General features: G+C 71.6%; 25 protein-coding genes. 13 read left to right on the forward strand and 12 right to left on the reverse strand.

Annotated elements, in window-relative coordinates; genetic code table 11:
• Nucleotides 1-498: 498 nt before the first annotated feature.
• Nucleotides 499-1,785: a DUF3631 domain-containing protein gene (locus ACFRAR_RS06990; protein WP_380695601.1), complete on the reverse strand. Its 1,287-nt coding sequence runs from the start codon at nt 1,783-1,785 to the stop codon at nt 499-501.
• A gap of 144 nt (nt 1,786-1,929) precedes the next feature.
• Nucleotides 1,930-2,127 (reverse strand): helix-turn-helix transcriptional regulator, encoded by a 198-nt coding sequence (locus tag ACFRAR_RS06995; RefSeq protein WP_380695603.1) that lies wholly within the window; start codon nt 2,125-2,127, stop codon nt 1,930-1,932.
• Nucleotides 2,128-2,253: 126 nt separating this feature from the next.
• Here ACFRAR_RS06995 and ACFRAR_RS07000 point away from each other — a divergent pair, with 126 nt between their 5' ends.
• A complete protein-coding gene (locus ACFRAR_RS07000) occupies nt 2,254-2,751 on the forward strand; it encodes a helix-turn-helix transcriptional regulator (RefSeq protein WP_380695605.1) in 498 nt (165 codons plus the stop codon).
• 17 nt (nt 2,752-2,768) lie between these two features.
• The gene (locus tag ACFRAR_RS07005; protein ID WP_380695607.1) at nt 2,769-3,893 is read left to right on the forward strand and encodes a tyrosine-type recombinase/integrase; all 1,125 of its coding nucleotides are present in this window, start codon (nt 2,769-2,771) and stop codon (nt 3,891-3,893) included.
• Between the two features lie 108 nt (nt 3,894-4,001).
• On the opposite strand, the gene ychF is transcribed toward ACFRAR_RS07005, so the two are convergent.
• Together ychF and ACFRAR_RS07015 are read right to left on the reverse strand one after the other, a co-directional pair.
• Complete coding sequence (gene ychF / locus ACFRAR_RS07010; RefSeq protein ID WP_380695609.1) at nt 4,002-5,075, reverse strand: redox-regulated ATPase YchF; 1,074 nt, start codon at nt 5,073-5,075, stop codon at nt 4,002-4,004.
• Nucleotides 5,076-5,159: 84 nt separating this feature from the next.
• Nucleotides 5,160-5,549: a glyoxalase gene (locus ACFRAR_RS07015; protein WP_380695611.1), complete on the reverse strand. Its 390-nt coding sequence runs from the start codon at nt 5,547-5,549 to the stop codon at nt 5,160-5,162.
• A gap of 176 nt (nt 5,550-5,725) precedes the next feature.
• Between ACFRAR_RS07015 and ACFRAR_RS07020 the strand changes: the two genes are divergently transcribed.
• The gene (locus ACFRAR_RS07020; RefSeq protein WP_380695613.1) at nt 5,726-6,340 is read left to right on the forward strand and encodes a DUF6542 domain-containing protein; all 615 of its coding nucleotides are present in this window, start codon (nt 5,726-5,728) and stop codon (nt 6,338-6,340) included.
• A 101-nt stretch (nt 6,341-6,441) separates the two neighbouring features.
• Here the strand turns inward: ACFRAR_RS07020 and ppgK are convergent, their stop codons facing one another.
• Together ppgK and ACFRAR_RS07030 are read right to left on the reverse strand one after the other, a co-directional pair.
• The gene (gene ppgK / locus ACFRAR_RS07025; protein WP_380695615.1) at nt 6,442-7,188 is read right to left on the reverse strand and encodes a polyphosphate--glucose phosphotransferase; all 747 of its coding nucleotides are present in this window, start codon (nt 7,186-7,188) and stop codon (nt 6,442-6,444) included.
• Between the two features lie 193 nt (nt 7,189-7,381).
• The gene (locus ACFRAR_RS07030; protein WP_380695677.1) at nt 7,382-8,365 is read right to left on the reverse strand and encodes a 4-hydroxy-3-methylbut-2-enyl diphosphate reductase; all 984 of its coding nucleotides are present in this window, start codon (nt 8,363-8,365) and stop codon (nt 7,382-7,384) included.
• Between the two features lie 112 nt (nt 8,366-8,477).
• Here ACFRAR_RS07030 and ACFRAR_RS07035 point away from each other — a divergent pair, with 112 nt between their 5' ends.
• Together ACFRAR_RS07035 and xseA are read left to right on the forward strand one after the other, a co-directional pair.
• Complete coding sequence (locus ACFRAR_RS07035) at nt 8,478-9,836, forward strand: APC family permease (RefSeq protein WP_380695617.1); 1,359 nt, start codon at nt 8,478-8,480, stop codon at nt 9,834-9,836.
• Between the two features lie 10 nt (nt 9,837-9,846).
• Nucleotides 9,847-11,070: an exodeoxyribonuclease VII large subunit gene (gene xseA / locus ACFRAR_RS07040; protein ID WP_380695619.1), complete on the forward strand. Its 1,224-nt coding sequence runs from the start codon at nt 9,847-9,849 to the stop codon at nt 11,068-11,070.
• A gap of 85 nt (nt 11,071-11,155) precedes the next feature.
• Here xseA and ACFRAR_RS07045 read toward each other — a convergent pair whose 3' ends face one another.
• On the reverse strand, nt 11,156-11,644 hold the full coding sequence (locus ACFRAR_RS07045) for a GNAT family N-acetyltransferase (protein ID WP_380695621.1): 489 nt from the start codon (nt 11,642-11,644) through the stop codon (nt 11,156-11,158).
• Between the two features lie 94 nt (nt 11,645-11,738).
• Here ACFRAR_RS07045 and ACFRAR_RS07050 point away from each other — a divergent pair, with 94 nt between their 5' ends.
• Both ACFRAR_RS07050 and ACFRAR_RS07055 read left to right on the forward strand, forming a co-directional pair.
• Nucleotides 11,739-11,999, forward strand: a complete 261-nt coding sequence (locus ACFRAR_RS07050) for an exodeoxyribonuclease VII small subunit (RefSeq protein WP_380695623.1) — start codon at nt 11,739-11,741, stop codon at nt 11,997-11,999.
• Nucleotides 12,000-12,129: 130 nt separating this feature from the next.
• Nucleotides 12,130-12,732, forward strand: coding sequence for a malonic semialdehyde reductase (locus tag ACFRAR_RS07055; RefSeq protein WP_380695625.1), 603 nt, complete (start codon nt 12,130-12,132; stop codon nt 12,730-12,732).
• Between the two features lie 145 nt (nt 12,733-12,877).
• Here ACFRAR_RS07055 and ACFRAR_RS07060 read toward each other — a convergent pair whose 3' ends face one another.
• Nucleotides 12,878-13,414: a DUF4245 domain-containing protein gene (locus ACFRAR_RS07060; RefSeq protein ID WP_380695627.1), complete on the reverse strand. Its 537-nt coding sequence runs from the start codon at nt 13,412-13,414 to the stop codon at nt 12,878-12,880.
• A 215-nt stretch (nt 13,415-13,629) separates the two neighbouring features.
• Between ACFRAR_RS07060 and glpX the strand changes: the two genes are divergently transcribed.
• Nucleotides 13,630-14,670, forward strand: coding sequence for a class II fructose-bisphosphatase (glpX, locus tag ACFRAR_RS07065; protein ID WP_380695629.1), 1,041 nt, complete (start codon nt 13,630-13,632; stop codon nt 14,668-14,670).
• Nucleotides 14,671-14,754: 84 nt separating this feature from the next.
• Here glpX and ACFRAR_RS07070 read toward each other — a convergent pair whose 3' ends face one another.
• Both ACFRAR_RS07070 and ACFRAR_RS07075 read right to left on the reverse strand, forming a co-directional pair.
• Nucleotides 14,755-15,186 carry a WhiB family transcriptional regulator gene (locus tag ACFRAR_RS07070; protein ID WP_380695631.1) on the reverse strand — a complete coding sequence of 144 codons (432 nt, stop codon included), beginning with the start codon at nt 15,184-15,186 and terminating at the stop codon, nt 14,755-14,757.
• A 262-nt stretch (nt 15,187-15,448) separates the two neighbouring features.
• Nucleotides 15,449-16,204: a DUF1707 domain-containing protein gene (locus tag ACFRAR_RS07075; protein WP_380695633.1), complete on the reverse strand. Its 756-nt coding sequence runs from the start codon at nt 16,202-16,204 to the stop codon at nt 15,449-15,451.
• 147 nt (nt 16,205-16,351) lie between these two features.
• Here ACFRAR_RS07075 and ACFRAR_RS07080 point away from each other — a divergent pair, with 147 nt between their 5' ends.
• From ACFRAR_RS07080 to ACFRAR_RS07090, 3 genes are all read left to right on the forward strand, one after another.
• Nucleotides 16,352-18,019: a fumarate hydratase gene (locus ACFRAR_RS07080; RefSeq protein WP_380695635.1), complete on the forward strand. Its 1,668-nt coding sequence runs from the start codon at nt 16,352-16,354 to the stop codon at nt 18,017-18,019.
• Between the two features lie 141 nt (nt 18,020-18,160).
• The gene (locus ACFRAR_RS07085) at nt 18,161-18,394 is read left to right on the forward strand and encodes a type II toxin-antitoxin system VapB family antitoxin (protein ID WP_380695637.1); all 234 of its coding nucleotides are present in this window, start codon (nt 18,161-18,163) and stop codon (nt 18,392-18,394) included.
• Complete coding sequence (locus ACFRAR_RS07090; RefSeq protein ID WP_380695639.1) at nt 18,391-18,816, forward strand: PIN domain-containing protein; 426 nt, start codon at nt 18,391-18,393, stop codon at nt 18,814-18,816. The genes ACFRAR_RS07085 and ACFRAR_RS07090 overlap by 4 nt, the downstream gene beginning before the upstream one ends.
• 13 nt (nt 18,817-18,829) lie before the next feature.
• Here ACFRAR_RS07090 and ACFRAR_RS07095 read toward each other — a convergent pair whose 3' ends face one another.
• Nucleotides 18,830-19,588 carry a GntR family transcriptional regulator gene (locus ACFRAR_RS07095; RefSeq protein WP_380695641.1) on the reverse strand — a complete coding sequence of 253 codons (759 nt, stop codon included), beginning with the start codon at nt 19,586-19,588 and terminating at the stop codon, nt 18,830-18,832.
• 133 nt (nt 19,589-19,721) lie between these two features.
• On the opposite strand from ACFRAR_RS07095, the gene ACFRAR_RS07100 reads away from it, so the two are divergent.
• Complete coding sequence (locus ACFRAR_RS07100) at nt 19,722-19,997, forward strand: hypothetical protein (RefSeq protein ID WP_380695643.1); 276 nt, start codon at nt 19,722-19,724, stop codon at nt 19,995-19,997.
• Nucleotides 19,998-20,434: 437 nt separating this feature from the next.
• Here ACFRAR_RS07100 and ACFRAR_RS07105 read toward each other — a convergent pair whose 3' ends face one another.
• A complete protein-coding gene (locus ACFRAR_RS07105) occupies nt 20,435-20,719 on the reverse strand; it encodes a hypothetical protein (protein ID WP_380695645.1) in 285 nt (94 codons plus the stop codon).
• A gap of 214 nt (nt 20,720-20,933) precedes the next feature.
• On the opposite strand from ACFRAR_RS07105, the gene ACFRAR_RS07110 reads away from it, so the two are divergent.
• Nucleotides 20,934-23,894 carry a BTAD domain-containing putative transcriptional regulator gene (locus ACFRAR_RS07110; protein ID WP_380695647.1) on the forward strand — a complete coding sequence of 987 codons (2,961 nt, stop codon included), beginning with the start codon at nt 20,934-20,936 and terminating at the stop codon, nt 23,892-23,894.
• The last annotated feature ends 201 nt before the right edge of the window (nt 23,895-24,095 follow it).

Raw genomic sequence — 24,095 nt, forward strand, 5'->3', positions numbered from 1 at the left:
GTGTGTCGGGGGACCGTCAGGCGATCACGGCGTGCGCCTGAACCGCCTCGAGCTTGTCGGCGCGAGGGTGCCGGAGCCGGTCGGGCGGGTGGCCGGCTGGGTGGTGGGCATGCGGGACCTGTCCTTGCGATGGAGGGGTGTTCGCGGGAATTCCGTCTTCGCCGTCTTGCCGTTGCATCTGCAGGTCAGGGCGGTACGGCAAGGGACAGGCGTGGCGCGGCCACCGGAATCCGGTACGGAAGCTCTTCCGTCTTGGGACTGTGAAACGTCCCAGCAGAAAGGCCGTTGACCTGCGCTTCTACGACAGGGACGGTTGGGACGGCACGAGACGGGTGTGCTTCCCTTCCCGGGCCCGGCCCGCCGCTCACACTCGGGTCCGTGCGGCGGCGGACCGATGGCCGTCCTGTTCGGCTTGCCGTCTTGGCCTCGTGGGGCGCGGCCTGCGTTGATACGGCAGGGACGGCACGGACGGCACGGACGGCAGCCAGGGCGATACGTTCAGCTCACGCTGCTGGCCAGAGTGATCGGGTAGACCGCAGGGCAGTACCGCCGCCAGGCGTCGGTGAACTTGTGCCGCATGTAACCCTTGCGCTGAGTGCCATCGCCGATGCGGACGTTGCCGGAGGAGATGCCGAACTCGCGCAGCATCGAGCCGAGACCACGCGGGGTCAGGCCGCCTCGGCCCCACTCCGCCCACGGCGCCTCATGGTCGCCGTTGAGGGCAAGCAACAGCTGGTCGGTGGTGATGCTGTCCGGGTCGCCAGCCGCGTGGAACGTACGCCGGATGTCGGCGAGGATCTTGGCCCCACCAGGGTTGTTCTCCTCCGTCTGGACCTCGGCATCGACCATGCGCTTGCACGCCTGTCGGGCGAGCCTGGGCCAGGGGCCACCCGCCAGCTCGGCAACGATCACCAGGGGTTCCCAGGTGTCGGCGGCTCGGTCCTCCACGGGCATTTCCGGCTCCAGTTGCAGGGCCCGGTCAGCGAGCGGCGCGGTCCACTGGGCGATCCGGTCCCGGATCTCGTGAAACCCGGGCCTGTCGCGCTCAGAACGGTACGGCGAGACCGTCTCGCCCTCGGCGCGCCGCCGCATCCGGATCACGATCGAGCGGTCCATGATCGTGTCCGGGAGATCGCCGATGCCGGCGATGGCCGCCATGGCGAAGGTATGGAATCGGCGCGGAGTGTGGTCGTTGCCGACGACCCGCAGCACGTAACGGTCGCGCTGGTGCCCAGCATTGAGCAGGCCGCGCATCTCCTCGTTCTTCTCCGCCACCTTCGGACTGCCGAAGATCGTGTCCGCCTCGTCCACCAGCAGGGTCGGCGGCTCCTCGGTGATCGAGCGGAACACGGCAGCCGGAGACGAGTTCACCGTCAGGAGCGCCTGATGGACGGTCTCGGTGAGCACATCCAGCAGCCGCGACTTGCCGCACCGCTTCGCCGGACCGACCACCGCCAGACGCGGGGCGTGCTGCCACGACTTCTGCAGGTGTGTCGCCGCCACCCACAGCGTGGTGGCATCCAGCGCTTCCTCGGAGGGCAGAATCACGAACCGCGCGATCCGAGCCTTCAGCTGGGCCAGCAGCTCGGCGCCCTCCGACGCCTCCGTGTCAGGGATCAGGTCGATCTCGCACGGGATGGCAGCCTCGGCCAGTACCGCCGCCGACTGTCCACAGGCTGCAGACACCTCGGCCTCGTGCCGTCGATCCGGCTGGCCCGGTATCGCGACAGGCGGCCACGACGCATTCAGGGGTGCGTCATTGGACTGGGGAGACGTAGGGTTCAACGTGCACTCCTCCTGGTGGAGCCTGCGGGCTGGCAGGCCCTGCTCCACCGGCTCGAACGGCTTGTAGGCGTAGGGGTGTTCATCGGGCCCTCGGCGTTGGCGCGCCGGGGGCCTTCCAGTTGGCTGCGGGATTCGAGCGGCGCGTCACGCGCCCAGCACCCAGCCGTCGCTCCGCTCGCGCAGTTCCTGGTCGAAGCGGGCGATTTCGGACTCCAGGTACAGAACGCGCCGCCCGACCTTCACCCCTCGCGGGCCGTAGCCGGTGTGCCGCCAGTAGCGCACGGTGCTCTCGGCGGTTCGGTAGCGGTGGGCGACTTCAGCGGTGGTGAGGTAGCGGTCCATCGGGGCGCTTTCCCTTTCGACTAGGCGTCTTTCCGATGTGCACAGATGTACTGCGCGATCTCGGCTGAGTCAAACGGGAAAGGCCATGGTTCAATCGGGATAGCAGCGAGACGCGATGGAGGCGGCATGTCCAGGGAGACCAGCGGGGGCGAGGCCCCACTGCTGTTCAGCGAAGGCAACGCGGCGGCGCGCATCGCGTTGGAACGCGAGGTCAGAGGGTGGAGCACCACCGAACTGGCGGCCCGCATGACCAGGGTCGGCGTCCCGATGAACCAGACCGCGGTCTGGCGCATCGAGAACGGCACCCCCCGTCGCAAGATCACTCTGGACGAAGCCCTCGGCTTCGCCCGCGTCTTCGAGCTGCCGCTGGAGGAGCTGATGTCGCCCCCGCTGGAGGGCGTCGACATCGAGGGAAGACGGATCGTCCAGGAGGCGGTCGAGGCGTTCTATGAGACCCGCGAAGCGCAGGACCGCCTGCATCGCGCGGTCATCGCCACCGCCGACTACATCGCAGCCCACCCCAACAGCTCCAAAGGCATCCACGAACAGTGCCTCCGCCTCATGGGCGAGGAACGCGATGCCCGCGCCCTGACCGAGCACATCGAGATGGGCGGCTACTACTGACACAGAGGAGAGCCGACTTGGCGAACATCCAGAAACGACCGAACGGCAAGTGGCGGGCCCGGTACCGGGACCTGGACGGCAAGGAGCATGCCCGCCACTTCGACCAGAAGATCGACGCCCAGCGCTGGCTCGACGAGGTCACGGCCAGCCTGGTCACGGGCCAGTACGTCGACCCCAGGTCCGCCAAGAAGCCCTTCAAGGAGTACTCCGAGGAGTGGCGCACCCGTCAGCCCCACCGGCCCTCAACGGCCAAAGCCGTGGCCCAGCACCTGCGTTGCTACGTCTACCCGGCCTGGGAGAAGCGGGCGCTCGGCGCCATCAAGCCGGGCGATGTCCAGAAGTGGGTGACCGACCTGACGACCACCCACGGCCTCGCGGCCAGCACCACGCGGACCGTCTTCAACACGGTCAACGCGGTCTTCCGCGCGGCGGTCCGCGACCGCATGATCCCGCACAACCCCTGCGAAGGCGCCAAGCTCCCGGCTGTCCCCCGCAAGCGGGTCGTGCCCCTGCCTGTGGAGCAGGTCCGTCGCCTGTCGGCGGAGATCCCGGCCCGCTACCGGGGTCTCGTCCTGCTGGGCGCCGCCACGGGACTCCGGCCGGGCGAGCTCTTCGGGCTCCAGCTCCGGCACGTCGACCTGCTGCACGCCACCGTCACCGTGGAGCAGCAGATCCAGCAGACGGCCAAGCACGGCGTCTACGTCGGCCCGCCGAAGACCACTCGCTCGTACCGAACAGTGCCCCTCCCCAAGATGGCCGTCCAAGCCGTAACGGCGCACCTGCGGGACTTCCCGGTCGCCGACCCCGAGGGCTGGCTCTTCACCGCTCCCACAGGCGGCCCGGTCGTCTACACCCACTTCATGGACGGCTCGTGGCGGCCCGCCTGCCAGCGGGCCGGCATACCGAAGGGCACCGGCCCGCACGCACTCCGGCACCACTACGCGAGCCTGCTGATCAAGCACGGCGAGTCGGTGAAGACCGTCTCCGAGCGGCTCGGGCACACCAACGCCGCGATGACGCTGAACATCTACACCCACCTCTGGCCCGACTCCGAGGAGCGGACCAGGGCCGCCGTCGACCGCGCGTACGCCGACGACGGCAGCGCGGACCGCGGCAACCTCCCGGACGCCGAAGCGGCGTAGCCGACGCCAGTTGCGTTGGCCAGGGGCGGCAGGGTTGCGGACCCCTTGCGGACCGAAAGGCCGCCCAACCCGCTCCGTCGCAGGTCAGGCGGCCTTTCCGCAGTTCGACTAGACGTTGAAGCGGAACTCCACGACGTCGCCGTCCTGCATGACGTAGTCCTTGCCCTCGATGCGGGCCTTGCCCTTGGCGCGGGCGTCGGCGATGGAGCCGGTCTCGACCAGGTCGGCGAAGGAGATCACCTCGGCCTTGATGAAGCCCTTCTGGAAGTCGGTGTGGATGACTCCGGCGGCCTCGGGGGCGGTGGCGCCCTTCTTGATGGTCCAGGCGCGGGTTTCCTTGGGGCCGGCCGTCAGGTAGGTCTGGAGGCCGAGGGTGTTGAAGCCGACCCGGGCGAGGGTGGCGAGGCCGGGCTCCTCCTGGCCCATGGACTGGAGGAGCTCCAGGGCCTCGGCGTCGTCCAGCTCGATCAGCTCGGACTCGATCTTGGCGTTCAGGAAGATCGCCTCGGCCGGGGCGATCAGTTCGCGCTGGGCGTTCTTGAAGTCCTCGTCGGCCAGCTCGGCCTCGTCCACGTTGAAGACGTAGAGGAAGGGCTTGGCGGTCAGCAGGTGGAGGTCGCGGATCGGGGCGGTGTCGAAGCCGGCCTCGAAGAGGGTCTTGCCGGTCTCCAGGATCGCCTGCGCGGCCTCGGCGGCGGCCAGCACGGGGGCGGTGTCCTTCTTGAGGCGCGCCTCCTTCTGGAGTCGCGGCAGGACCTTCTCGACGGTCTGGAGGTCGGCCAGGATCAGCTCGGTGTGGATGGTGTCGATGTCGTCCTTGGGCGACACCTTGCCGTCCACGTGCACCACGTCCGGGTCGGTGAAGGCCCGCACGACCTGGCAGATCGCGTCCGACTCGCGGATGTTGGCGAGGAACTTGTTGCCCAGGCCCTCACCCTCGCTGGCGCCGCGCACGATGCCGGCGATGTCGACGAAGTCGACGGTGGCCGGGAGGATGCGCTGGGAGCCGAAGATCTCGGCGAGCTTGGCCAGGCGCTCGTCCGGGACGCCGACGACGCCCACGTTCGGCTCGATGGTGGCGAACGGGTAGTTGGCCGCCAGCACGTCGTTCTTGGTCAGGGCGTTGAACAGGGTCGACTTGCCGACGTTCGGCAGGCCGACGATTCCGATCGTGAGCGACATGAAGCGCAGTCCCGTGGGCTTGGAGGAGTTGGGTCGGCACCGTACGGGCCGACCCCCAAGTCTACGGGCAGGCCCCGCCCCGGCTCACGCCCCGGCCGCCGCCGTCCGGGGCTCCAGGAACTCCAGTCGGTTGCCCAGCTTGTCGTCGGCGTAGAAGCGCCGGTGGTCGGGCAGGTTGTCGTCCCAGGTCACCGGGTGGCCGTGGGTGGTGAGGCGGTCGGCCAGCGCGTCCAGCGAGCGGACCAGGATGCCGGGGTGCCCCTTGCGGGACGGCCGGAAGTCCGGGGTCACGCCCAGGTGCACCTCGACCCCGCCACCACGGAACCAGCAGCCGCCGCGGGCGGCCAGCACCGGCGGCTTCGCCAGCTCGGTCATGCCGAGCACGCCGGACCAGAACGCGCGGCACTCGTCCTCGGCGCCCGCCGGGATGTCGAGCTGGACGTGATCGAGCCGTTCGAACGTGAAATCGGTCATGTCGCTCCCCCGTCGAAGGATCCGCGAACGGATCCGGTGATCATCGCGCGTCGACGCAGCCGTGCAGGTCAACACACCTGAATGCCCATCACATCACTACCCCGTCCGGAGACACGGGGCAAGGCCGGAACGGTGCATTACACAGTGTGGCGATGATCGGACCGTACGTTGGGCGGGTGGAGCAGAGCATCCGTACCCAGCCGCCAGGGCCAAGACGCCGTCCGCCGACCGGCTCGTCCGCAGCCGCCGTCCCGGGGCCAGGCCGGGCTCCCGGGGGCCCCGCCGCGTCCTCCTCCCGGCTGCGGGCGACGGCCGACCGGTCCGCCGCCCGCCCGGCCGCTCCGCGGCTGCGCCTGCCGCTGCGCGGACGCGGGCGCGGCGAGGAGCCGTCCTACGGCGGACGCCGCAGCGGCCGGCCGACCCGGCTGACGGCCGTCGGCACCGGCGTGCTCGCCGTGCTGGCGACGCTCGCGGTGGCGGGCCTGGACCGGCTGCTGTTCGACGGCCTGGGCTGGCTGTTCGGCCTCGGCTACCTGGTGGTCTGCTTCCAGCTGGCCGTCCGGGTGCGCTACGCCGACCTGCTGGCCGCGCCGATCAGCGGGCCGATCGCCTTCGCCCTCGCGCTGCTGCTGCTCGAACCGGTGAACTCCTCGGGCGTCACCGCCCAGGTCGTCTCGCTCGCGACCGGGCTGGCACTGCGGGCCGACTGGCTGTTCACCGGCACCGGGTTGGCGGCGCTGATCGTGCTCGCCCGGTTCGTCGCCCAGCGCCGGTTCCACCGCTCCCGCTGAGAGCGACCGGCCGAGAACGCCCGGCCGAGACCACCCGGCCGAGAACGCTCCCGCTGAGGAGCGACGGGCCGACGGGCCGACGGGCCGACGGGCCGTCCCTCTCAGCCCTCAGCCCGGGCCGCCGCCATGGCGGCCCCGACGATGCCCGCGTCGTTGCGCAGTTCCGCCGGCACCACCCGCGCCTCGCGGGCCTTCAGCAGCGGCAGGAACTTCTCGTGCTTGCGGCTCACCCCGCCGCCGATCACGACCAGCCGCGGCGAGAACAGCTTCTCCACCAGGTCCAGGTACTCGTCGACCCGCCCGGCCCACTGCTCCCAGCTCAGCTCGTGCCGCTCCTTGGCGGCCGAGGAGGCCCGGCGCTCGGCGTCCTTGCCGCGCAGTTCCAGGTGCCCCAGCTCGGTGTTGGGCACCAGCGTGCCGTCGACGAAGAGCGCGCTGCCGATGCCGGTGCCGAAGGTGAGCACCAGGACCACGCCCGGCTCGCCCCGGCCGGCGCCGTGCGCCAGCTCGGCCACTCCGGCCGCGTCCGCGTCGTTCAGGACGGTCGCGGGCATCCCCAGCGCCTGGCTGAAGAGGCCCGCCGCGTCCAGACCGATCCAGCCCTTGTCCACGTTGGCCGCCGTTCTCGTGCGGCCGTCGACCACCACGCCGGGAAAGGTCAGCCCGACCGGGCCCTGGTGGTCGAACTGCCGGACCACCTCGCAGACGGCGGCGACCACGGCCTCGGGGGCGGACGGCTGCGGGGTGAGCACCTTGTAGCGCTCCTCGGTGAGCGTGCCCCGGGCGAGGTCGACGGGTGCGCCCTTGATCCCCGAGCCGCCGATGTCCACACCGAATACCGCCGTCATCACGTCCGCCCTCTGCCGTCGGCCGCGGACCGGCCGGTCCGCGGCCGGTGAATCGTCCACAGCCTGTGCACAAAGCTACGAGAGCCCGGGCGGGGTCGCACAGCAAGTCGCACAGCAAGGGGACGCGTGACAAGGGCCGGGACAGCGGGGAACCCGGCACCCCGCACGGGGCACCGGGTTCCTCACGACCGGCTCAGAGCTTGCCCGCCGCCTCGGCGCGCAGGTCGCGGCGCAGTTCCTTGGGCAGCGAGAAGGTCAGGTGCTCCTCGGCGGTCTTGACCGTCTCGACCGTGTCGAAACCGCGCGCGGCCAGCAGTTCCAGCACGCCCTCGACCAGGATCTCCGGCACCGAGGCGCCGCTGGTCAGGCCGACCGTTCCGACGCCCTCCAGCCACTCCTCCCGGATCTCCTCGGCGAAGTCCACCAGGTGGGCGGCCTTGGCGCCGTACTCCAGGCCGACCTCGACCAGGCGGACGGAGTTGGAGGAGTTCTTGGAGCCGACCACGATCAGCAGGTCGGTCTCCGGGGCCATCTTCTTGACCGCGACCTGGCGGTTCTGGGTGGCGTAGCAGATGTCGTCGCTGGGCGGGCTGACCAGCTCCGGGAAGCGCTTCTTCAGCTCGTCGACGGTGGCCATGGTCTCGTCCACGGACAGGGTGGTCTGGGACAGCCAGACGACCTTGGACTCGTCCCGGACCTGGACGGCGGCGACGTCCTCGGCACCGTCCACCAGGTGGATCCGGTCCGGGGCCTCGCCCATGGTGCCGACGACCTCCTCGTGGCCCTCGTGGCCCACCAGCAGGATGTCGAAGCCCTCGTCGGCGAAGCGCACGGCCTCCTTGTGCACCTTGGTGACCAGCGGGCAGGTGGCGTCGACGGTGGCGAGCTTGCCGGCCCGTGCCTCGTCGTGGACGGACGGGGCGACCCCGTGCGCGGAGAAGACGACGATCGAGCCCTCGGGCACCTCCTCCGTCTCGTCGACGAAGATCGCGCCCTTCTTCTCCAGGGTCTGCACCACGTACTTGTTGTGGACGATCTGCTTGCGGACGTAGATGGGGGCCCCGTACTGCTCCAGGGCCTTCTCCACGGCGATCACGGCGCGGTCGACTCCCGCGCAGTAGCCCCGGGGGGCGGCGAGCAGGACACGGCGCTGCGCGGTCTTGGACATGGCCCCCATCGTACGGGCGGCGGCAAGCGGTGTCTGCCCTTCCACTCTCCGATGGGAAGCCGCGCCGACATCGCACAATTTCCGCGCAGACCCGGTCATCGGTGCTCAAAATATGGTGCCTATGAGCCCTGTGAGCGAGCAGGAGACGTCCGGCGGCCTACGCCGCAGCCTGGGCGTCCGCGATCTGATGGTCTACGGACTGCTGTTCATCGCCCCGATGGCCCCGGTCGGCGTCTTCGGCGTGCTGGACGCCAAGAGCCACGGCGCCGTCGCCACGGTGTACCTGGCCGCGACGGTGGCGATGGGCTTCACCGCCCTCTCCTACGCCCAGATGGTGCGCGCGGTGCCGCAGACCGGCTCGGTGTTCGCCTATGCGCGGGCCGGGCTGGGCGAGGGGCCGGGCTTCGTCGCCGGATGGATGGCGATGCTCGACTACCTCCTGATCCCCGCCGTGGCTTATCTGTTCTCCGGGATCGCGCTGAACTCCCTGGTGCCGGACGTCTCGCGCTGGGTGTGGACGGCGCTCGCGGTGGTGGTGACCACCGCGCTCAACCTGATCGGGGTGCGGACGGCGGCGACGGTCGGCTTCGCGGTGCTTGCGATGGAGATCGCGGTGCTGGTGGTGTTCGTGGTGGCGGCCGTGGTGGTGCTGGCCCAGGACGGCGCCCGGCGCGGCTGGGGCACCCCGTTCACCGCGGTGGGGGACTTCTCGCTGACCGCGGTGATCTCGGCGGTGTCCGTCGCGGTGCTCTCGTACCTGGGCTTCGACGCGATCGCCGGCTTCGTGGAGGAGGCGGTCGGGGCCTCGGCGGCGGTCGCCCGGGCGGTGCTCTGGTGCCTGGCGCTGGCCGGCCTGCTGTTCGTCGCCCAGACCTACCTGGCGGCGCTGCTGGAGCCGACGGGCCCGGAGCAGCTGGCCGCCGACCCGGCGGCGCAGGGCTCGGCCTTCTACGACACCGTGGAGAGCGGCGTCGGACACTGGCTGCACGTGCTGGTGGCGGCCAGCAAGGCGATCGGCGCGGCCTTCGCGGCCCTGGCCGGGCAGGCGGCGGCCGGGCGGCTGGTCTTCGCGATGGGGCGGGCCGGACGGCTGCCGCGCCTCCTCGGCACGGTCGATCCGGCCAGCGCCGTACCGCGCCGGGCGCTGCTGGCGGCCGCGGTGATCACCATGGCGGCGGCGGTCTGGGCCGCGAGCCGGGACGACGGGCTGGACCAGCTGACCTCGGTGGTGAACGTGGGCGCGCTGACCGCCTTCGCGCTGCTGCACGCCTCGGTGGTCGGCTGGTACACCGTCCGGCACGGCTCGCGGGACCGGCTGCGGCACCTGGTCGTTCCGGTGCTCGGGATCGCGGTGATCGGGGCGGTGGTCTACGAGGCCTCGACGACGGCGCAGATCGTCGGGGCGGTCTGGCTGGCGGTCGGCCTGGCGGTGCTCGCCGTCCAGGGCGCCGCCGCCGGAGGTGTCGGCGAACGCCGCTAGGGTCGTTCGCATGGCCAACACCAGCTCCCCCGAAGCGCCGCTCCCGGTCGGCAAGGTCTCCGCGCTGATCGGCGGCTGGATCGACCGGCTCGGCGCGGTCTGGGTGGAGGGTCAGATCACCCAGCTCAGCCGTCGTCCCGGGGCGGGCGTGGTGTTCCTGACCCTGCGCGACCCGCAGGCCGACGTGTCGCTCACGGTGACCTGCTTCCGCTCGGTGTTCGACCAGGTCGCGGACGTGGTGCGGGAGGGCGCGCGGGTCGTCGTGCACGCCAAGCCGGAGTGGTACGCGGCGCGCGGGCAGCTGTCGTTGCGCGCCTCGGAGATCCGGCCGGTGGGCCTGGGCGAGCTGCTGGCCCGGCTGGAGCAGCTGAAGCGGCGGCTCGCCGGGGAGGGCCTGTTCGCCGCCGAGCGCAAGAAGCCGCTGCCGTTCCTGCCGCAGTGCGTCGGGCTGGTCACCGGTCGCGGCTCGGCGGCGGAGCGGGACGTCCTGGAGAACGCCCGGCGGCGCTGGCCGGCCGTCCGCTTCGAGGTGCGCAACGTCCCGGTGCAGGGGGTCAGCGCGGTGGAGCGGGTCAGCGCGGCCGTGCGGGAGCTGGACGAGCACCCCGAGGTGGACGTGATCGTCGTGGCCCGCGGCGGCGGCAGCGTGGAGGACCTGCTGCCGTTCTCGGACGAGTCCCTGGTGCGGCTGGTCGCGGCCGCCCGTACCCCGGTGGTGAGCGCGATCGGGCACGAGCCGGACCAGCCGCTGCTGGACTTCGTCGCGGACCTGCGCGCCTCCACCCCGACCGATGCCGCCAAACGGGTGGTTCCGGACGTCGGCGAGGAGCTGGCCAAGGTCCGCCAGCTACGCGACCGCGCCCGTCGGCACGTGCTGTCCCGGGTCGAGCGCGAGCAGCACGGACTGGACGGGCTGCGCAGCCGCCCGGCGCTGGCCGCCCCGCACCGGATGCTGGACGGGCGCGGCCAGGAGGTGGACGGCCTGCTGGAGCGGGCCCGGCGCACCCTGCGGCACCGGCTGGACCACGCGCAGAGCGACCTCGGGCACACCCTGGCCCGGGTGGTGGCGCTCTCCCCGGCGGCCACCCTGGAGCGCGGCTACGCGGTGCTCCAGCGGGCGGACGGCACCGTGGTGACCGACCCGGCGCAGGTCGAACCCGGGGAGGGCCTGCACGCCCGGGTGGCGGGCGGCGGCTTCGATGTCACGGCGGAGCCCCGCGGGCAAGCCCGGTAGGAGCCGCGCCCTGGGCGGGAGCCCCGGTCAGGGGCCCGGTCAGGAACTCCGGTCAGGAACTCCGGTCAGGAGCCCCGCCCCGGGCTCAGTGGGAGCGCTGCCGGGAGAGCGCCACGGAGTGCTCGCCGAAGCCGAGGCTGCGGTAGAGCGCCTCGCCGCCGCTGCTGGCGTGCAGGTCGATCCGGCCGACCCGGTGGCCGTCGAACCAGTCGAGCAGCGCCTCGGTGCAGGCCCGGGCGTATCCGCGCAGCCGGTGGCCGGGGTCGGTGCAGATGTTGAAGACGAAGCCGAACAGGCCCTCCGGGTTGCCGGGCGCGGGCAGCCGGCGTTCCAGGGTGCCGACGGCGCAGGCGGCGAGCCGGCCCGGCCGGCCGGGGTCGTCGACCACGAAGGAGGGCATGGTCAGCTCCTCGACCGGGACGGCCAGGCGCTCGCGCAGCACCCGCTCCGCGGTGGCCTGCCAGGGCCCCGGGCCGGCCACGGCGGCCATGCTGGGCATCGCCTCGAACATCAGGTTGCGCAGCCGGACGAGTTCGGGCGCGTCGGTCGGGACGGCGGGTCGTACGTCGATCATGCGGCGGAGGCTAGCGCCGACGTTCGACGGGCGCACCCGGGTTTCCACCCCGCCGGAGCCGTCCCTGTCGTCGCCAGCCCCTACGCTGGCACGCATGGCAGAGCAGCAGGAACAGCGGCAGGACGCGGCGGCACCGAACCCGGACGACGCGCTGGGCTACGAGCACGCCCGGGACGCGCTGCTGGAGGTGGTCCGGCAGCTGGAGAACGGCGGGACGTCGTTGGAGGAGTCGCTGGCCCTGTGGGAGCGCGGCGAGCAGCTGGCGAAGGTGTGCCAGCGCTGGCTGGACGGCGCCCGGGCCCGGCTGGACGCCGCACTGGCCGCCGAGGAGGGTCCGGCCGCGGACGGGGAGTGAGCCGGCCCGTCGAATGTGATCCGGGTCACATCGACTTGGGGAATCGTTGAATATTCACCTATGTTGGAGGAAGTGACCGGCCTCGGCCGATCACACCGACGAACCCCCTTTCCGCATGAGGTGCAGAAGCATGACCACCGACGCCCTGGTACTCGACGCCGCCGCTCAGGACCTGCTGTTCCGCGAGGCCCGCACCGCGAACACCTTCACCGACGAGCCGGTCACCGAGGAGCAGGTCCAGGCCATCTACGACCTGGTCAAGTACGGCCCGACCGCCTTCAACCAGCAGCCGCTGCGCGTCGTCCTGGTCCGCTCGACCGAGGGCCGCGAGCGCCTCGTCCAGCACCTCGCGGACGGCAACAAGGCCAAGACCTCCACCGCCCCGCTGGTCGCCATCCTCGCCGCGGACAACGAGTTCCACGAGGAGCTGCCGACCCAGTTCCCGCACTTCCCGCAGGCCAAGGACGTCTTCTTCTCGGAGCGCGGCGTCCGTGAGCAGTCCGCCGCCCTGAACGGCGCCCTGCAGGCCGCCTACTTCATCATCGGCGTGCGCGCCGCCGGCCTGGCCGCCGGCCCGATGACCGGCTACGACGCCGCGGGCATCAACAAGGAGTTCTTCGCCGAGGGCGACCACTCGGTGCTGGCCGTCGTCAACATCGGCAAGCCGGGCGAGGACGCCTGGTTCCCGCGTTCGCCGCGCCTGGCCTACGACGAGGTCGTCACCACCGTCTGATCGGCCCCCGCGCGAAAGGGCCCCGCACCGGTTCGTCCGGTGAGGGGCCCTTCGACGTGCACGGGGTGGTGCAGGCTCACCCGGGAGCGCGGGAGCCGCACGAGCGCGGGCGCGAAGGCCCGCGCGGGGCGTGCGGAGGGGGCCGCTACTTGAGCGCCTGCGCCAGCTCGGCCAGCTCCTCGTAGGAGGCGGTGCCGGTGAGCAGGGTGGTGCCGGAGCCGGTCCGCGCGGTCAGCGCGCGGTCCTTCTCGCCCTGCACCCGCTCCCAGGAGCGGCCGTCCACCTCGGAGGTGCCGTCCGGCCGGGCGCCCTTCACGTAGTCGGCCAGCAGCGAGTCGCGCGGCGCGTCGCTCTGCTCGATCGCCGCGTACTGGCCGGAGGGGGTCACGAAGCCCAGGTGCCAGGCGTTGCCCTTGCCGTTGTTGTCGGAGGCCGGCCGGTAGCTGACCGAGTTGGCCCGCCACTTGTCCGACAGCCCCTCCGGGGCGAGCAGCGGGTACGGCGCGGCGCGCTTCGCGGAGGCCGCCTCCACCTGGTACCCGACGACGCGCACCGAGTCGCCGCCGTTGCCGTGCGGGAGGAACAGGTACCCGATCCAGACGACGAAACCGACGGCCAGCATCGACAGGACCATGTCCCGTACGGTCTGCCGGCCCCTCATGCTCTTGCTGTCTGCTGCCACCCCCACATGGTGACTCATCCACATCCCACGGCGGCCACCAGGGGTGTCCACGAACGGGTGATACGGGACGAACCGGTCGTTTCCACCACAGAGCAGCGACCCGCGCCACAGACAGTCATCTCATGGGCAGATACGATCGCAATACCCTCACCACGGCGTTCGACCTGGCAGTAGTCGGGCGCTCACTGGTCGTCGCGTACAGAGAGGTAACGACGATGTCCACGCAGTACCCGCACCACCTTCCCAGTGCCCTGGAGGTCGCGCCCGAGGCTCCCGACCGGAACCTCGCGCTCGAGCTCGTCCGGGTCACCGAGGCGGCGGCTATGGCCGCCGGCCGGTGGGTCGGCCGCGGTGACAAGAACGGCGCGGACGGCGCGGCCGTCAAGGCGATGCGCACCCTGGTCTCGACCGTGTCGATGAACGGCATCGTCGTCATCGGCGAGGGCGAGAAGGACGAAGCCCCGATGCTCTACAACGGCGAGCGGGTCGGCGACGGCACCGGCGCCGAGTGCGACGTCGCGGTCGACCCGGTGGACGGCACCACGCTGACCGCCAAGGGCATGAACAACGCGGTGGCCGTGCTGGCCGTCGCCGACCGCGGCACCATGTTCGACCCCAGCGCCGTGTTCTACATGGACAAGCTGGTGGCCGGACCGGAGGCGGCCGAGTTCGTCGACATCACCGCCCCGCCGGCGGTCAACATCCGCCGGGTCGCCAAGGCCAAGGGCAGCGCCGTCGAGGACGTCACCGTCGTGGTGCTCGACCGCCCCCGCCACGACGGCCTGGTCCGGGAGATCCGCGAGGCCGGCGCCCGGATCAAGTTCATCTCGGACGGCGACGTGGCCGGCGCCATCATGGCCGCCCGCGAGGGCACCGGCGTCGACCTGCTGATGGGCATCGGCGGCACCCCGGAGGGCATCATCGCGGCCTGCGCGATGAAGTGCATGGGCGGCGTGATCCAGGGCCGGCTGTGGCCCAAGGACGACGCCGAGCGCCAGAAGGCCCTGGACGCGGGCCACGACCTGGACCGGGTGCTCACCACCGACGACCTGGTCAGCGGCGAGAACGTGTTCTTCGTCGCCACCGGCATCACCGACGGCGAGCTGCTGCGCGGCGTGCACTACCGCTCGGAGACCGCCACCACCAGCTCGCTGGTGATGCGCTCCAAGAGCGGCACCATCCGCGAGATCAACTCCACCCACAAGCTCTCGAAGCTGCGGGCGTACAGCGCGATCGACTTCGACCGCGCCAACTGAGGCCCGGCAGAACGCACTCGGCGGCCCCGGCGGAATCCCCTTCCGCCGGGGCCGTGGCGTGTCCGGCCGCTCTCCGGCCCGGCGTCACCCGGCTATCCGGCGCCGCGCGGCCGCCGCCGCCCTGGCCGCCTCGCGCAGCTCCGCCTCCCGGCGGCGGCGCCGGGCCAGCACCACCCGCCGCTCGGCGGCCGTCAGCCCACCCCAGACCCCGTACGGCTCCGGCTGCGCCAGCGCGTGCTCACGGCACTCCAGCAGCACCGGACAGCGGGCACACACCTGCTTGGCCTGCTCCTCGCGGGACAGCCGGGCCGCCGTCGGCTCCTTGGAGGGGGCGAAGAACAGCCCCACCTCGTCCCGCCGGCACGCCGCGCCGGTGTGCCAGGGGTTGTCCTCACCCGCGGGGGCTCCCGCCGGCCCGCCCGGGGGCTGCGGCTGCGGCCGGACGCCGGGACGGCGTTCCAGCACCTGCGCGGCGGCGACTGGCGAGGTGGTGCGGGACTCGATCGGATGCAGCACGGCCGTACTCCTGACGAGGCTCTCGGACACGGGGAACCCTCGCTCCCGTGCCGGCTGCGAGCCCCCGCTGTCGAACCCCGGCACGGCCGCGGGGCCGCCTCCGGTGCGCAGCCGTACAAGAAGCGATGTGCGGAAGGAACTACCCCGTCCGGCCGCGATTCATGCACACTGCACGCAATCGACTACACAGCGCACCCGCCACAACGCCGAGCGTCCGACCGGGAGTTGCTTCCCGATCGGACGCTGCGCAGGTCAACCGCTGTCAGTCGGTGCCCAGTTGGCGGCGCACCCACTCCTTCAGCTTCTTGCCCCGGCGCGGCTTGGCCTCGCAACCGCCGAACAGCGCAAGGCCCTTGACCCGGACAACCGGAGCGTACGGGTCCGCCGCGGTCGCCTCGCGGACGTCGAAACCGCCGAAGATGCCGATGCCGGACCCCTGGAGGCTGACGTTCTCCGGCACCCGGACCTGGACCCCGCCGAAGATCGCCGTCACCGTGATCTCCACCTCGGGGGACTCGAACACGGCGTCGGTCAGGTCGATCTCCACCCCGCCGAACGCGGCGAAGGCGCTCAGGTGCGAGCCCACCCGCCAGCGGCCCTTGCGGGCGGCGCCGCCGAAGACGGCCACCACCATCGGGGACTCCTGGCGCGCGGGCGGCTGCGGCGGGCGCGCGGGCCGCGGGGCGTCCAACGGCGGCTTCTCGAAGGACAGCGGACGGGCCGGCAGGTCCCGGGTCAGCGGCGCGAGCTCGCCGACGGTCTTCGCCGCGTAGGCGGCCTCGATCCGGTCCGCGTGCTCGTCCGCGTCCAGGCGGCCCTCGGCGTAGGCGTCCCGCAGCAGTTCCGCGACCTTCTCGCGGTCGGCGTCGGAGACCCGCAGCTCCGCCTCCGCGACCGGCGCGTGCGGCCGCGGCGCGGCCTCGGGCTTGACCTCGGGCTTGGGTTCGGGCTTGGTCATCGGTACGGGCGCCGGCACCGGCGGCTGCCCCGAGTCGTCGTGCGACGGCGAATTGTCCACGGGGTCAGCCTAGTCGCTCGCACTCCTGCGCGAGTGAGCCCGGTCACGCAAGGCTGCCCTGTCCGCGGGCCGGCTCCCGCCGGGTCCTACCCTGGATGGTGCTTCGCCGACGCAGCCGGACCAACTGGATAGCTAAGGACCGCCCCCATGGCTCCCACGCCAGACTTCGAGTACAGCGACCTGCTCCCCCTGGGCGCTGACCCGACCCCTTACCGCAAGCTCACCTCCGAGGGTGTCTCCACCGTCGAGGCCGGCGGTCGCACCTTCCTCCAGGTCGAGCCCGAGGCGCTGCGGCTGCTGACGGCCGAGGCGATGCACGACATCTCCCACTACCTGCGCCCCGCCCACCTCGCCCAGCTGCGCCGCATCCTGGACGACCCGGAGGCCAGCCCCAACGACCGCTTCGTCGCGCTCGACCTGCTGAAGAACGTCAACATCTCGGCCGGCGGCATCCTCCCGATGTGCCAGGACACCGGCACCGCGATCGTCATGGGCAAGCGCGGCCAGAACGTGCTGACCCAGGGCGGCGACGAGTCCGCGATCGCCCGCGGCGTGTACGACGCGTACACCAAGCTCAACCTGCGCTACTCCCAGATGGCCCCGGTGACCATGTGGGACGAGAAGAACACCGGCAACAACCTGCCGGCCCAGATCGAGCTGTACGCCACCGACGGCGACGCGTACAAGTTCCTGTTCATGGCCAAGGGCGGCGGCTCCGCCAACAAGTCGTACCTGTACCAGGAGACCAAGGCCATCCTGAACGAGGCGAGCATGCTCTCGTTCCTGGAGCAGAAGATCCGCTCGCTGGGCACCGCGGCCTGCCCGCCGTACCACCTGGCCATCGTGATCGGCGGCACCAGCGCCGAGTTCGCGCTGAAGACCGCCAAGTACGCCTCGGCGCACTACCTGGACAACCTGCCGACCTCCGGCGACGCCAGGACCGGCCACGGCTTCCGCGACCTGGAGCTGGAGGCCAAGGTCACCGAGCTGACCCAGAAGATCGGCATCGGCGCCCAGTTCGGCGGCAAGTACTTCTGCCACGACGTGCGCGTGGTGCGTCTGCCGCGGCACGGCGCCTCGCTGCCGGTCGCGATGGCCGTCTCCTGCTCCGCCGACCGCCAGGCGCTGGGCAGGATCACCGCCGAGGGCGTCTTCCTGGAGCAGCTGGAGACCGACCCGGCGAAGTACCTGCCGGACACCACCGACGAGCACCTCGACGACGACGTGGTGCGCGTGGACCTCAACCAGCCGATGTCCGCGATCCGCGCCGAGCTGTCCAAGTACCCGGTGAAGACCCGGCTCTCGCTCACCGGCACCCTGGTCGTCGCCCGCGACATCGCCCACGCCAAGATCAAGGAGCGCCTGGACGCCGGCGAGGGCATGCCCAAGTACCTCCAGGACCACCCGGTCTACTACGCGGGCCCGGCCAAGACCCCCGAGGGCTTCGCCTCCGGCTCCTTCGGCCCGACCACGGCCGGCCGGATGGACTCCTACGTCGACCAGTTCCAGGCGGCCGGCGGCTCGATGGTCATGCTCGCCAAGGGCAACCGCAGCAAGCAGGTCACCGACGCCTGCGCCCGGCACGGCGGCTTCTACCTCGGCTCGATCGGCGGCCCGGCCGCCCGTCTCGCCCAGGACTGCATCAAGAAGGTCGAGGTGCTGGAGTACGCCGAGCTCGGCATGGAGGCGGTCTGGCGCATCGAGGTCGAGGACTTCCCGGCCTTCATCGTCGTCGACGACAAGGGCAACGACTTCTTCCGCGAGACCACCGAGGGCCCGCTGATCACCAGCCTGCGGATCCGCTCCAAGGAGTAGGGCGCGCAAGCGGTCCCACACGCCCCCTCACCGCCCCGGCCGCCCCTGCGGCCGGGGCGGTTCCGTCTGTCCACGCGAGCGGAACGTGGGTACCGTGGATGGCAGGGGTGGATTGTCCACATAGTCCACGGAGGTGTTCGGATGAGTATGACCAACGTCGACATCGACGACACGATCCTGGCCGAGGCCATGCGGCTGATGGGGACGACGACCAAGAAGGACACGATCAACAACGCCCTCGCCGACTACGTCAACCGCCTGAAGCGGCTCGAAGCCATGGAGAAACTGTCCCGCCGAGCCGCCGCGGGCCAGTTCGAGCCGACCATCCGGGTGTACGAGGCCCGCAAGCGGGCGCAGCGGGCGGAAGCCGAATGATCGGCAGCTTCCTGGTCGACACCTCGGCCTACGTCCGGCTCACGTCGGACCGGGACCTCCGGTCGCAGTGGTGGCGACACATCGAGTCGGGCCTGATCAGGATCAGCAAGTCGACCCGGGCCGAAATCCTCTTCTCCGCCCGGAACTCGGCGGACCGGGACGACCTGGAGGACGAACTCACGGCGCTGTTCGGCCCGGCCGTCAGCCCCCCGAAGTCGATCTGGGACTGGATCGACACCGCTCAGTACAAGCTGACCCAGAAGGGCCAGCACCGGGCAGCCGGACTGGCGGACCTGCTACTGGCCGGCACCGCCGTCCACCACGACATGACCGTGCTCCACCTGGACGACGACTTCGCCACTGTCGCCCGGGTCGTCGGCGAACTGCGCGAGCAGGACGTCCGCCGGTCGACCACCAGCTGAGCCACCGGGGCGCTCACGCGTCGAAGTCGTACTCCAGGACGTAGGAGGCGGCGTCGAGGATCATCTCGTTGAGCTCGACGACCTGGCCCTCGTCGGCGAAGGCGGTGCGGCAGATCAGGATGACCGGGGTGCCGGCGGAGAGGTCCAGCCGGGCCGACTCCTCCGCGGCGGGCATCCGGGAGCGGACCTCCTCGCGGAAGTGCACGGGCTTGGCGCCGATCTCGGCCAGCCGGGCGTAGGTGCCGCCGGGGCCGGTGTCCTCACGGGTGATGGCGGTGCCCGCGACCAGGACGGCGGGCAGGTAGGAGGTCGAGAGCAGCACCGGCTTGCCGTCCAGCACGAAGCGACGGTGCCGTACGCACATCTGGGCGCCCGGCTCGACCCCGAGCACCCGCGCCACGTGTTCGGGCGCGCCCTGCTCGGTGACGGAGACCTGGTCGACCACCAGGCTGCGGTTGTCGATGTCCGCCGACCATATCGACTGGCCGGACCCCCAGTGCCCCTGCGCCAGCCGCTGGATGCCGCGCCGGCGCAGCGGCCGGAAGTCCCGGACGAACACCCCGGCACCGCGGCGCGCTTCGGCGATGCCCTCGCTCTGCAGCACGCCCAGCGCCTGGCGGGCGGTCATCCGGGCCACGCCGTACTCGTCCATGAGGTCGTTCTCACCGGGCAGGCGGTCCCCCGCGCGGTACCGGCCTGCGTCGATGGCCGTCTTCAGGGCTTCGGCGATCCGCTGGTACTTGGGCTGCTTGTCGCCACTGCTGCCGGTCATCGCCGCTCCCTCTGCCTGGGACAAATCGTAGGCGTGCCCCCGGTCGCCGGTAAGGAGATACGACGGACCGTTGACATCTCTAGAGATATTAGCTTCTCTAGAGATGCTGGGCACACGCCGAAAGGAGCAGGCGGTGAGCACACGACAGCGCGACACCTCGACCTACCGGCCACACACGGGCGAGCGGGTCCTCGACCGGAGGACCGGGCGCACCGGCATCTACATGGACACCCTCGGCGGCGAGCACTACCTGCGCCCCGAAGGCGGCGGCCGGGAATGGACCGCCGAACCGCACCAGGTCTCGCCCGTTCGCGGGCCCGGCGATTCGACCGAATACGATCTTCCCCGCCAATTTCGGCAAAACACCGGCAGAACGCAACATTCCGACCACCGCAATACCACGGCGTGAATCCGGAATTCCGGAACGTCCCTACCCACCGCCGGGCACGTTACGGATATCGCCGGTCACCATGAGTGCACCATGGTCGTGTTTCGGCCACCGGGTCGGCACGGAGGGGGAATTGGCGCGCCGATAACCGACAGAGCCCCCGCGCCCGGACGGGGCGCGGGGGCTCTCGAGCCGGCCCGGCTTACGGGTGGCCGCCGATGACGCTCGCGAAAGCGCCCGCAGCGGTCGCCACGTAGCCGGCGGTCACGATGACGGTCGACGCGGCGACCACGGCAATCCGACGAAGGCTACTCATTGCCCCTCCAGTCCATCAGGCCCACCCCACTAGTGAACGCGGGTTCGATCCTATACAGCGTCAGCTCGCTTGCCCCGCAGTCGAGATGTGAGTTCCCCCATGCCCGGACGGGGGCCTGGGGGACCGGTGCCGGCCGCTACGCCTACGGGTGGCCGCCGACCGCGTTCAGCGGCTCGAAGGTCTTGTCCACGTGCCCGGCGGCCGACGGGGCCGGCTCCGTTATGTACTCGCCCTCGTCACCGAACGGACCGTTCTCGAACGTGCTCTTCTCCGTGTCGCTCGGTACGGCGTACTGGGCCGGGCCCGAGGACGCGGGCACCGTGCCCTCGACAACCTTGCCCGCTTCCACAGCGGCGGCCGGGGCCTCGGTCTTCGTCCCGTTCTCGGGCGCCGACGCCACCGGGGTCTCGCTCTGGTCGTTGGCCATGGGGCGGCCGCCTTTCGGTCATCGAATGTGATCGGCCCGACCTCTGTGGCGCGGGCGCGCGGACAGTATCGTAGGGTTGATTAAATGTCCGATAAACATCGTGCGGCTTGCGGAGCGATCCGGCAGAGTCGGGCGTCCGCCTAAGCTGAAGCATCGCGGCGGACCGCCGAGCGCCCTTTCACGGAATCGACATCACAGGCCATCGGGGGACTTCATGGAGTTGCGGAAGACGCCGCAGACCCCTGCGCTGCGCTTCCAAGTCCTCGGCCCGGTCCAGGCCTGGCTCGACGGCGAGCCCCTCTCTCTCGGCTCACCCCAGCAGCAAGCGGTTCTGACCACTCTCCTGCTGCACTCCGGACGCCCGGTCGCCACCCAGGACCTGGTCGACGCGCTCTGGGGCGACCGGCCTCCGACCCAGGCGGTGGCCGCGCTGCGCACCTACGTCTCCCGCCTGCGCTCCGTCATCGAGCCCCGCCGCGAGGTGCGCCGACCCGCCGAGCTGCTGGTCTCGGTCGCCGACGGCTACGCCCTGCGCATCCCGGGCGAGGCCCTCGACCTGACGGTCTTCGAACGGCTCTCCGCCGAGGCCGCCACCGCACGCACCTCGGGCGACAAGCACAAGGCGCACCAGCTGCTGGCGGAGGCGCTGTCCCTGTTCAGCGGCCGCCCGCTGACCGGCATCCCGGGCCCCTACGCCGACGCCCAGCGGGGGCGGCTGGCCGAACGCCAGGTGGCCGCCGCCGAAGAACTGTGCGCCGCGGCCCTCGACGTCGGCCTGCACGCCGAGGTCGTCGGCGAACTCAACAGCCTGACGGCCGAACACCCACTGCGCGAGCGGCTGCGCGAACTGCTGATGCTGGCGCTGTACCGCTGCGGCCGCCAGGCCGAGGCGCTCGGCGTCTACACCGACACCCGCAAACTGCTCATCGAGGAGCTCGGGGTCGAACCGAGCGCGGGCCTGTCCGCGATGCACAGCCGCATCCTCGCGGGGGACCCGGCGCTCGCCGTCCCGACGGTAGCTGCCCCCGCGCTCCAGGAGGACGGCCTCGCCACGCCGCCGCCACCGGCCCAACTCCCGGCCGACGTATCGGACTTCAGCGGCCGAACCGAGCTGGTGGGCGACCTGTCGGCGGTCCTGATGAACGCCACCGGCCAGGCCGTGGTGGTCACCTCCCTGGCGGGCATCGGCGGCGTCGGCAAGACCACTCTCGCGGTGCACGTCGCCCACCGGGTCCGGGCCGAGTTCCCGGACGGGCAGCTGTACGTCGACCTGCGCGGGGCCGGCGCCTCACCCGCCGACCCGGCGGCCGTCCTCGGCAACTTCCTGCACGCGCTCGGCGTCGCCGAGAACCCCGAGTCGCTGGAACAGCGCGCGGCCCTGTACCGCTCGTTGCTCGCCAACCGGCGGATGCTGATCCTCCTCGACAACGCGCGCGACGCCGACCAGATCCAGCCGCTCATCCCCGGGGTCTCCGGCTGCGCCGTGCTCGCCACCAGCCGGTCCCGGCTGGCCGGCATCCCCGGCGCCCAGCTGTTCGACGTCGAGGAGCTGACCCCGGACGAGGCGCTGGCGCTGTTCTCGGCCATCGTCGGCGAGCACCGGGTCTCGGCCGAGCCGGAGGCGGCCATGCAGGTCGTCACCGCCTGCGGCTTCCTGCCGCTGGCCGTCCGCATCGCCGCCGCCCGGCTGGCCAGCCGGCCGCGCTGGAGCGTCTCCGACCTGGCCCGTCGGTTAGCGGACCAGCGCCGCCGGCTGGACGAACTCCAGCTCGGCAACCTCGCCGTGGAGACCACCATCGGGCTCGGCTACGGACAGCTGTCCGCGGCCGAGGCCCGGGCCTTTCGGCTGCTCGCCCTGATCGACTCCCCCGACATCCCGCTGGCCGCCGCCGCGGCGCTGCTCGGCGTGGACGAGTACACCGCCGAGGACCTCGCCGAGGCGCTGGTCGAGGCGAACATGCTGGAGTGCTTCACCCCCGGCCGCTACCGTTACCACGATCTGCTCCGGCTCTACGCCCAGCGGCAGAACGAGCGGATCGGGGACACCGAGGACCAGCAGGAGGCGGTGCTGCGTCTGCTCGGCCTGCTGATCCCGACCGTGCGCAACGCGGCCGAGGTCATCGAGCCGGACGAACCGGTGATCGAGCAGCTGACCGCACTCACCTCGCCCGGGCTCGGCCTGGCCACGAGCCATGCCGCACAGGACTGGTTGCGCACCGAGGGCGGCGTGCTGCTCAGCACCGTCGAGGCCGCCGCGAGCGGCCCCGGCATGCTGCAACGCGCGGCCGTCGACCTGCTGAACTACCTGATCAGCATCGACCTGGACCCGACCCGCAGCCCTCGGGCGCTCCGGGTCCTGGAAGCCATCGGCGAGGACGCGGAACGTCGCGACGACTCGGCCGTGTTCGCCCGGGTGTTCTTCGCCCGCGGCACCCTGCAGTCCGTCACCAGCGACTTCCAGGGCGCCGAGCAGTCCTTCCGTCGAAGCCTGGTCCGCCAGGCCCCGGGCAACCCGACCTTCCTGCTGGTGGCCACGGCCAACATGCTGGGCGTGATGCTGAGCATGGGCAACCGCCCGGCCGAGGCCCTGCCGTTCCTGAAGCAGGCCCGGGCCACCAGTCAGGCCGTCGGCGCGCCGAAGACCGAGGCCCGGGTCGTCAGCAACATGGCCCGGGTGCAGCACCGCCTCGGCATGACCGAGACGGCGATCCGCTCCGCCGGGGAGGGCGTCGCCGCCGCACGGGAGTCCAAGAACGGCCCGCTGCTCGCCCAGACCCTCTACCAGCTGGGCGTGGTGCTCCCCGGCAGCGAGGCCGTCCCGCACCTGCGCGAGGCGCACCAGCTCTACCAGTCCCAGCGCAACTCGCTCTGGGAGGGCTACACCCTGGCCCGCCTCGCCTCCGCCCTGCTCGCCGACGCGCAGCCCGCCGAGGCCGCCGAAGCGGCCGGCGAGTCACTCGCGATCGGGCAGGAGACGGACTCCGCCTACTGCCAGGGCCTCGCGAACGCCGCGCTCGGCGAGGCGCTGCTGGCGCTCGCCCAGCCGGCCCGTGGACTCGCGTGCCTCCAGGAGGCGCACGCGATCTTCACCCGGCTCGGTGTGCCAGAGGCCTCCCCCGTGGCGGACCTCATCTCCCAGCAGCACACCGAGCCCTTCCCTCCCCCCGCGCCGTAGGGTCCCCGCTCCCCCCTGGAGACCCCTCCCCCGTTCAGCGCGTCGGCGCCCCCGCAGCCCCCCGGCTGCGGGAGCGCCCTCAACGCTTCCCCGGCGCTGGGCACCACTGTGCACCGCACCGATTGACGTTCGATAAACGCCGGATGGTCAGCCCTCGGATCGGCGAAACCGCAGGTCATCGACTCTGCCGCGGCGCGTCGT

Origin of the sequence: Kitasatospora sp. NPDC056651 (assembly GCF_042792155.1) — a bacterium.
Lineage (GTDB): Bacteria > Actinomycetota > Actinomycetes > Streptomycetales > Streptomycetaceae > Kitasatospora.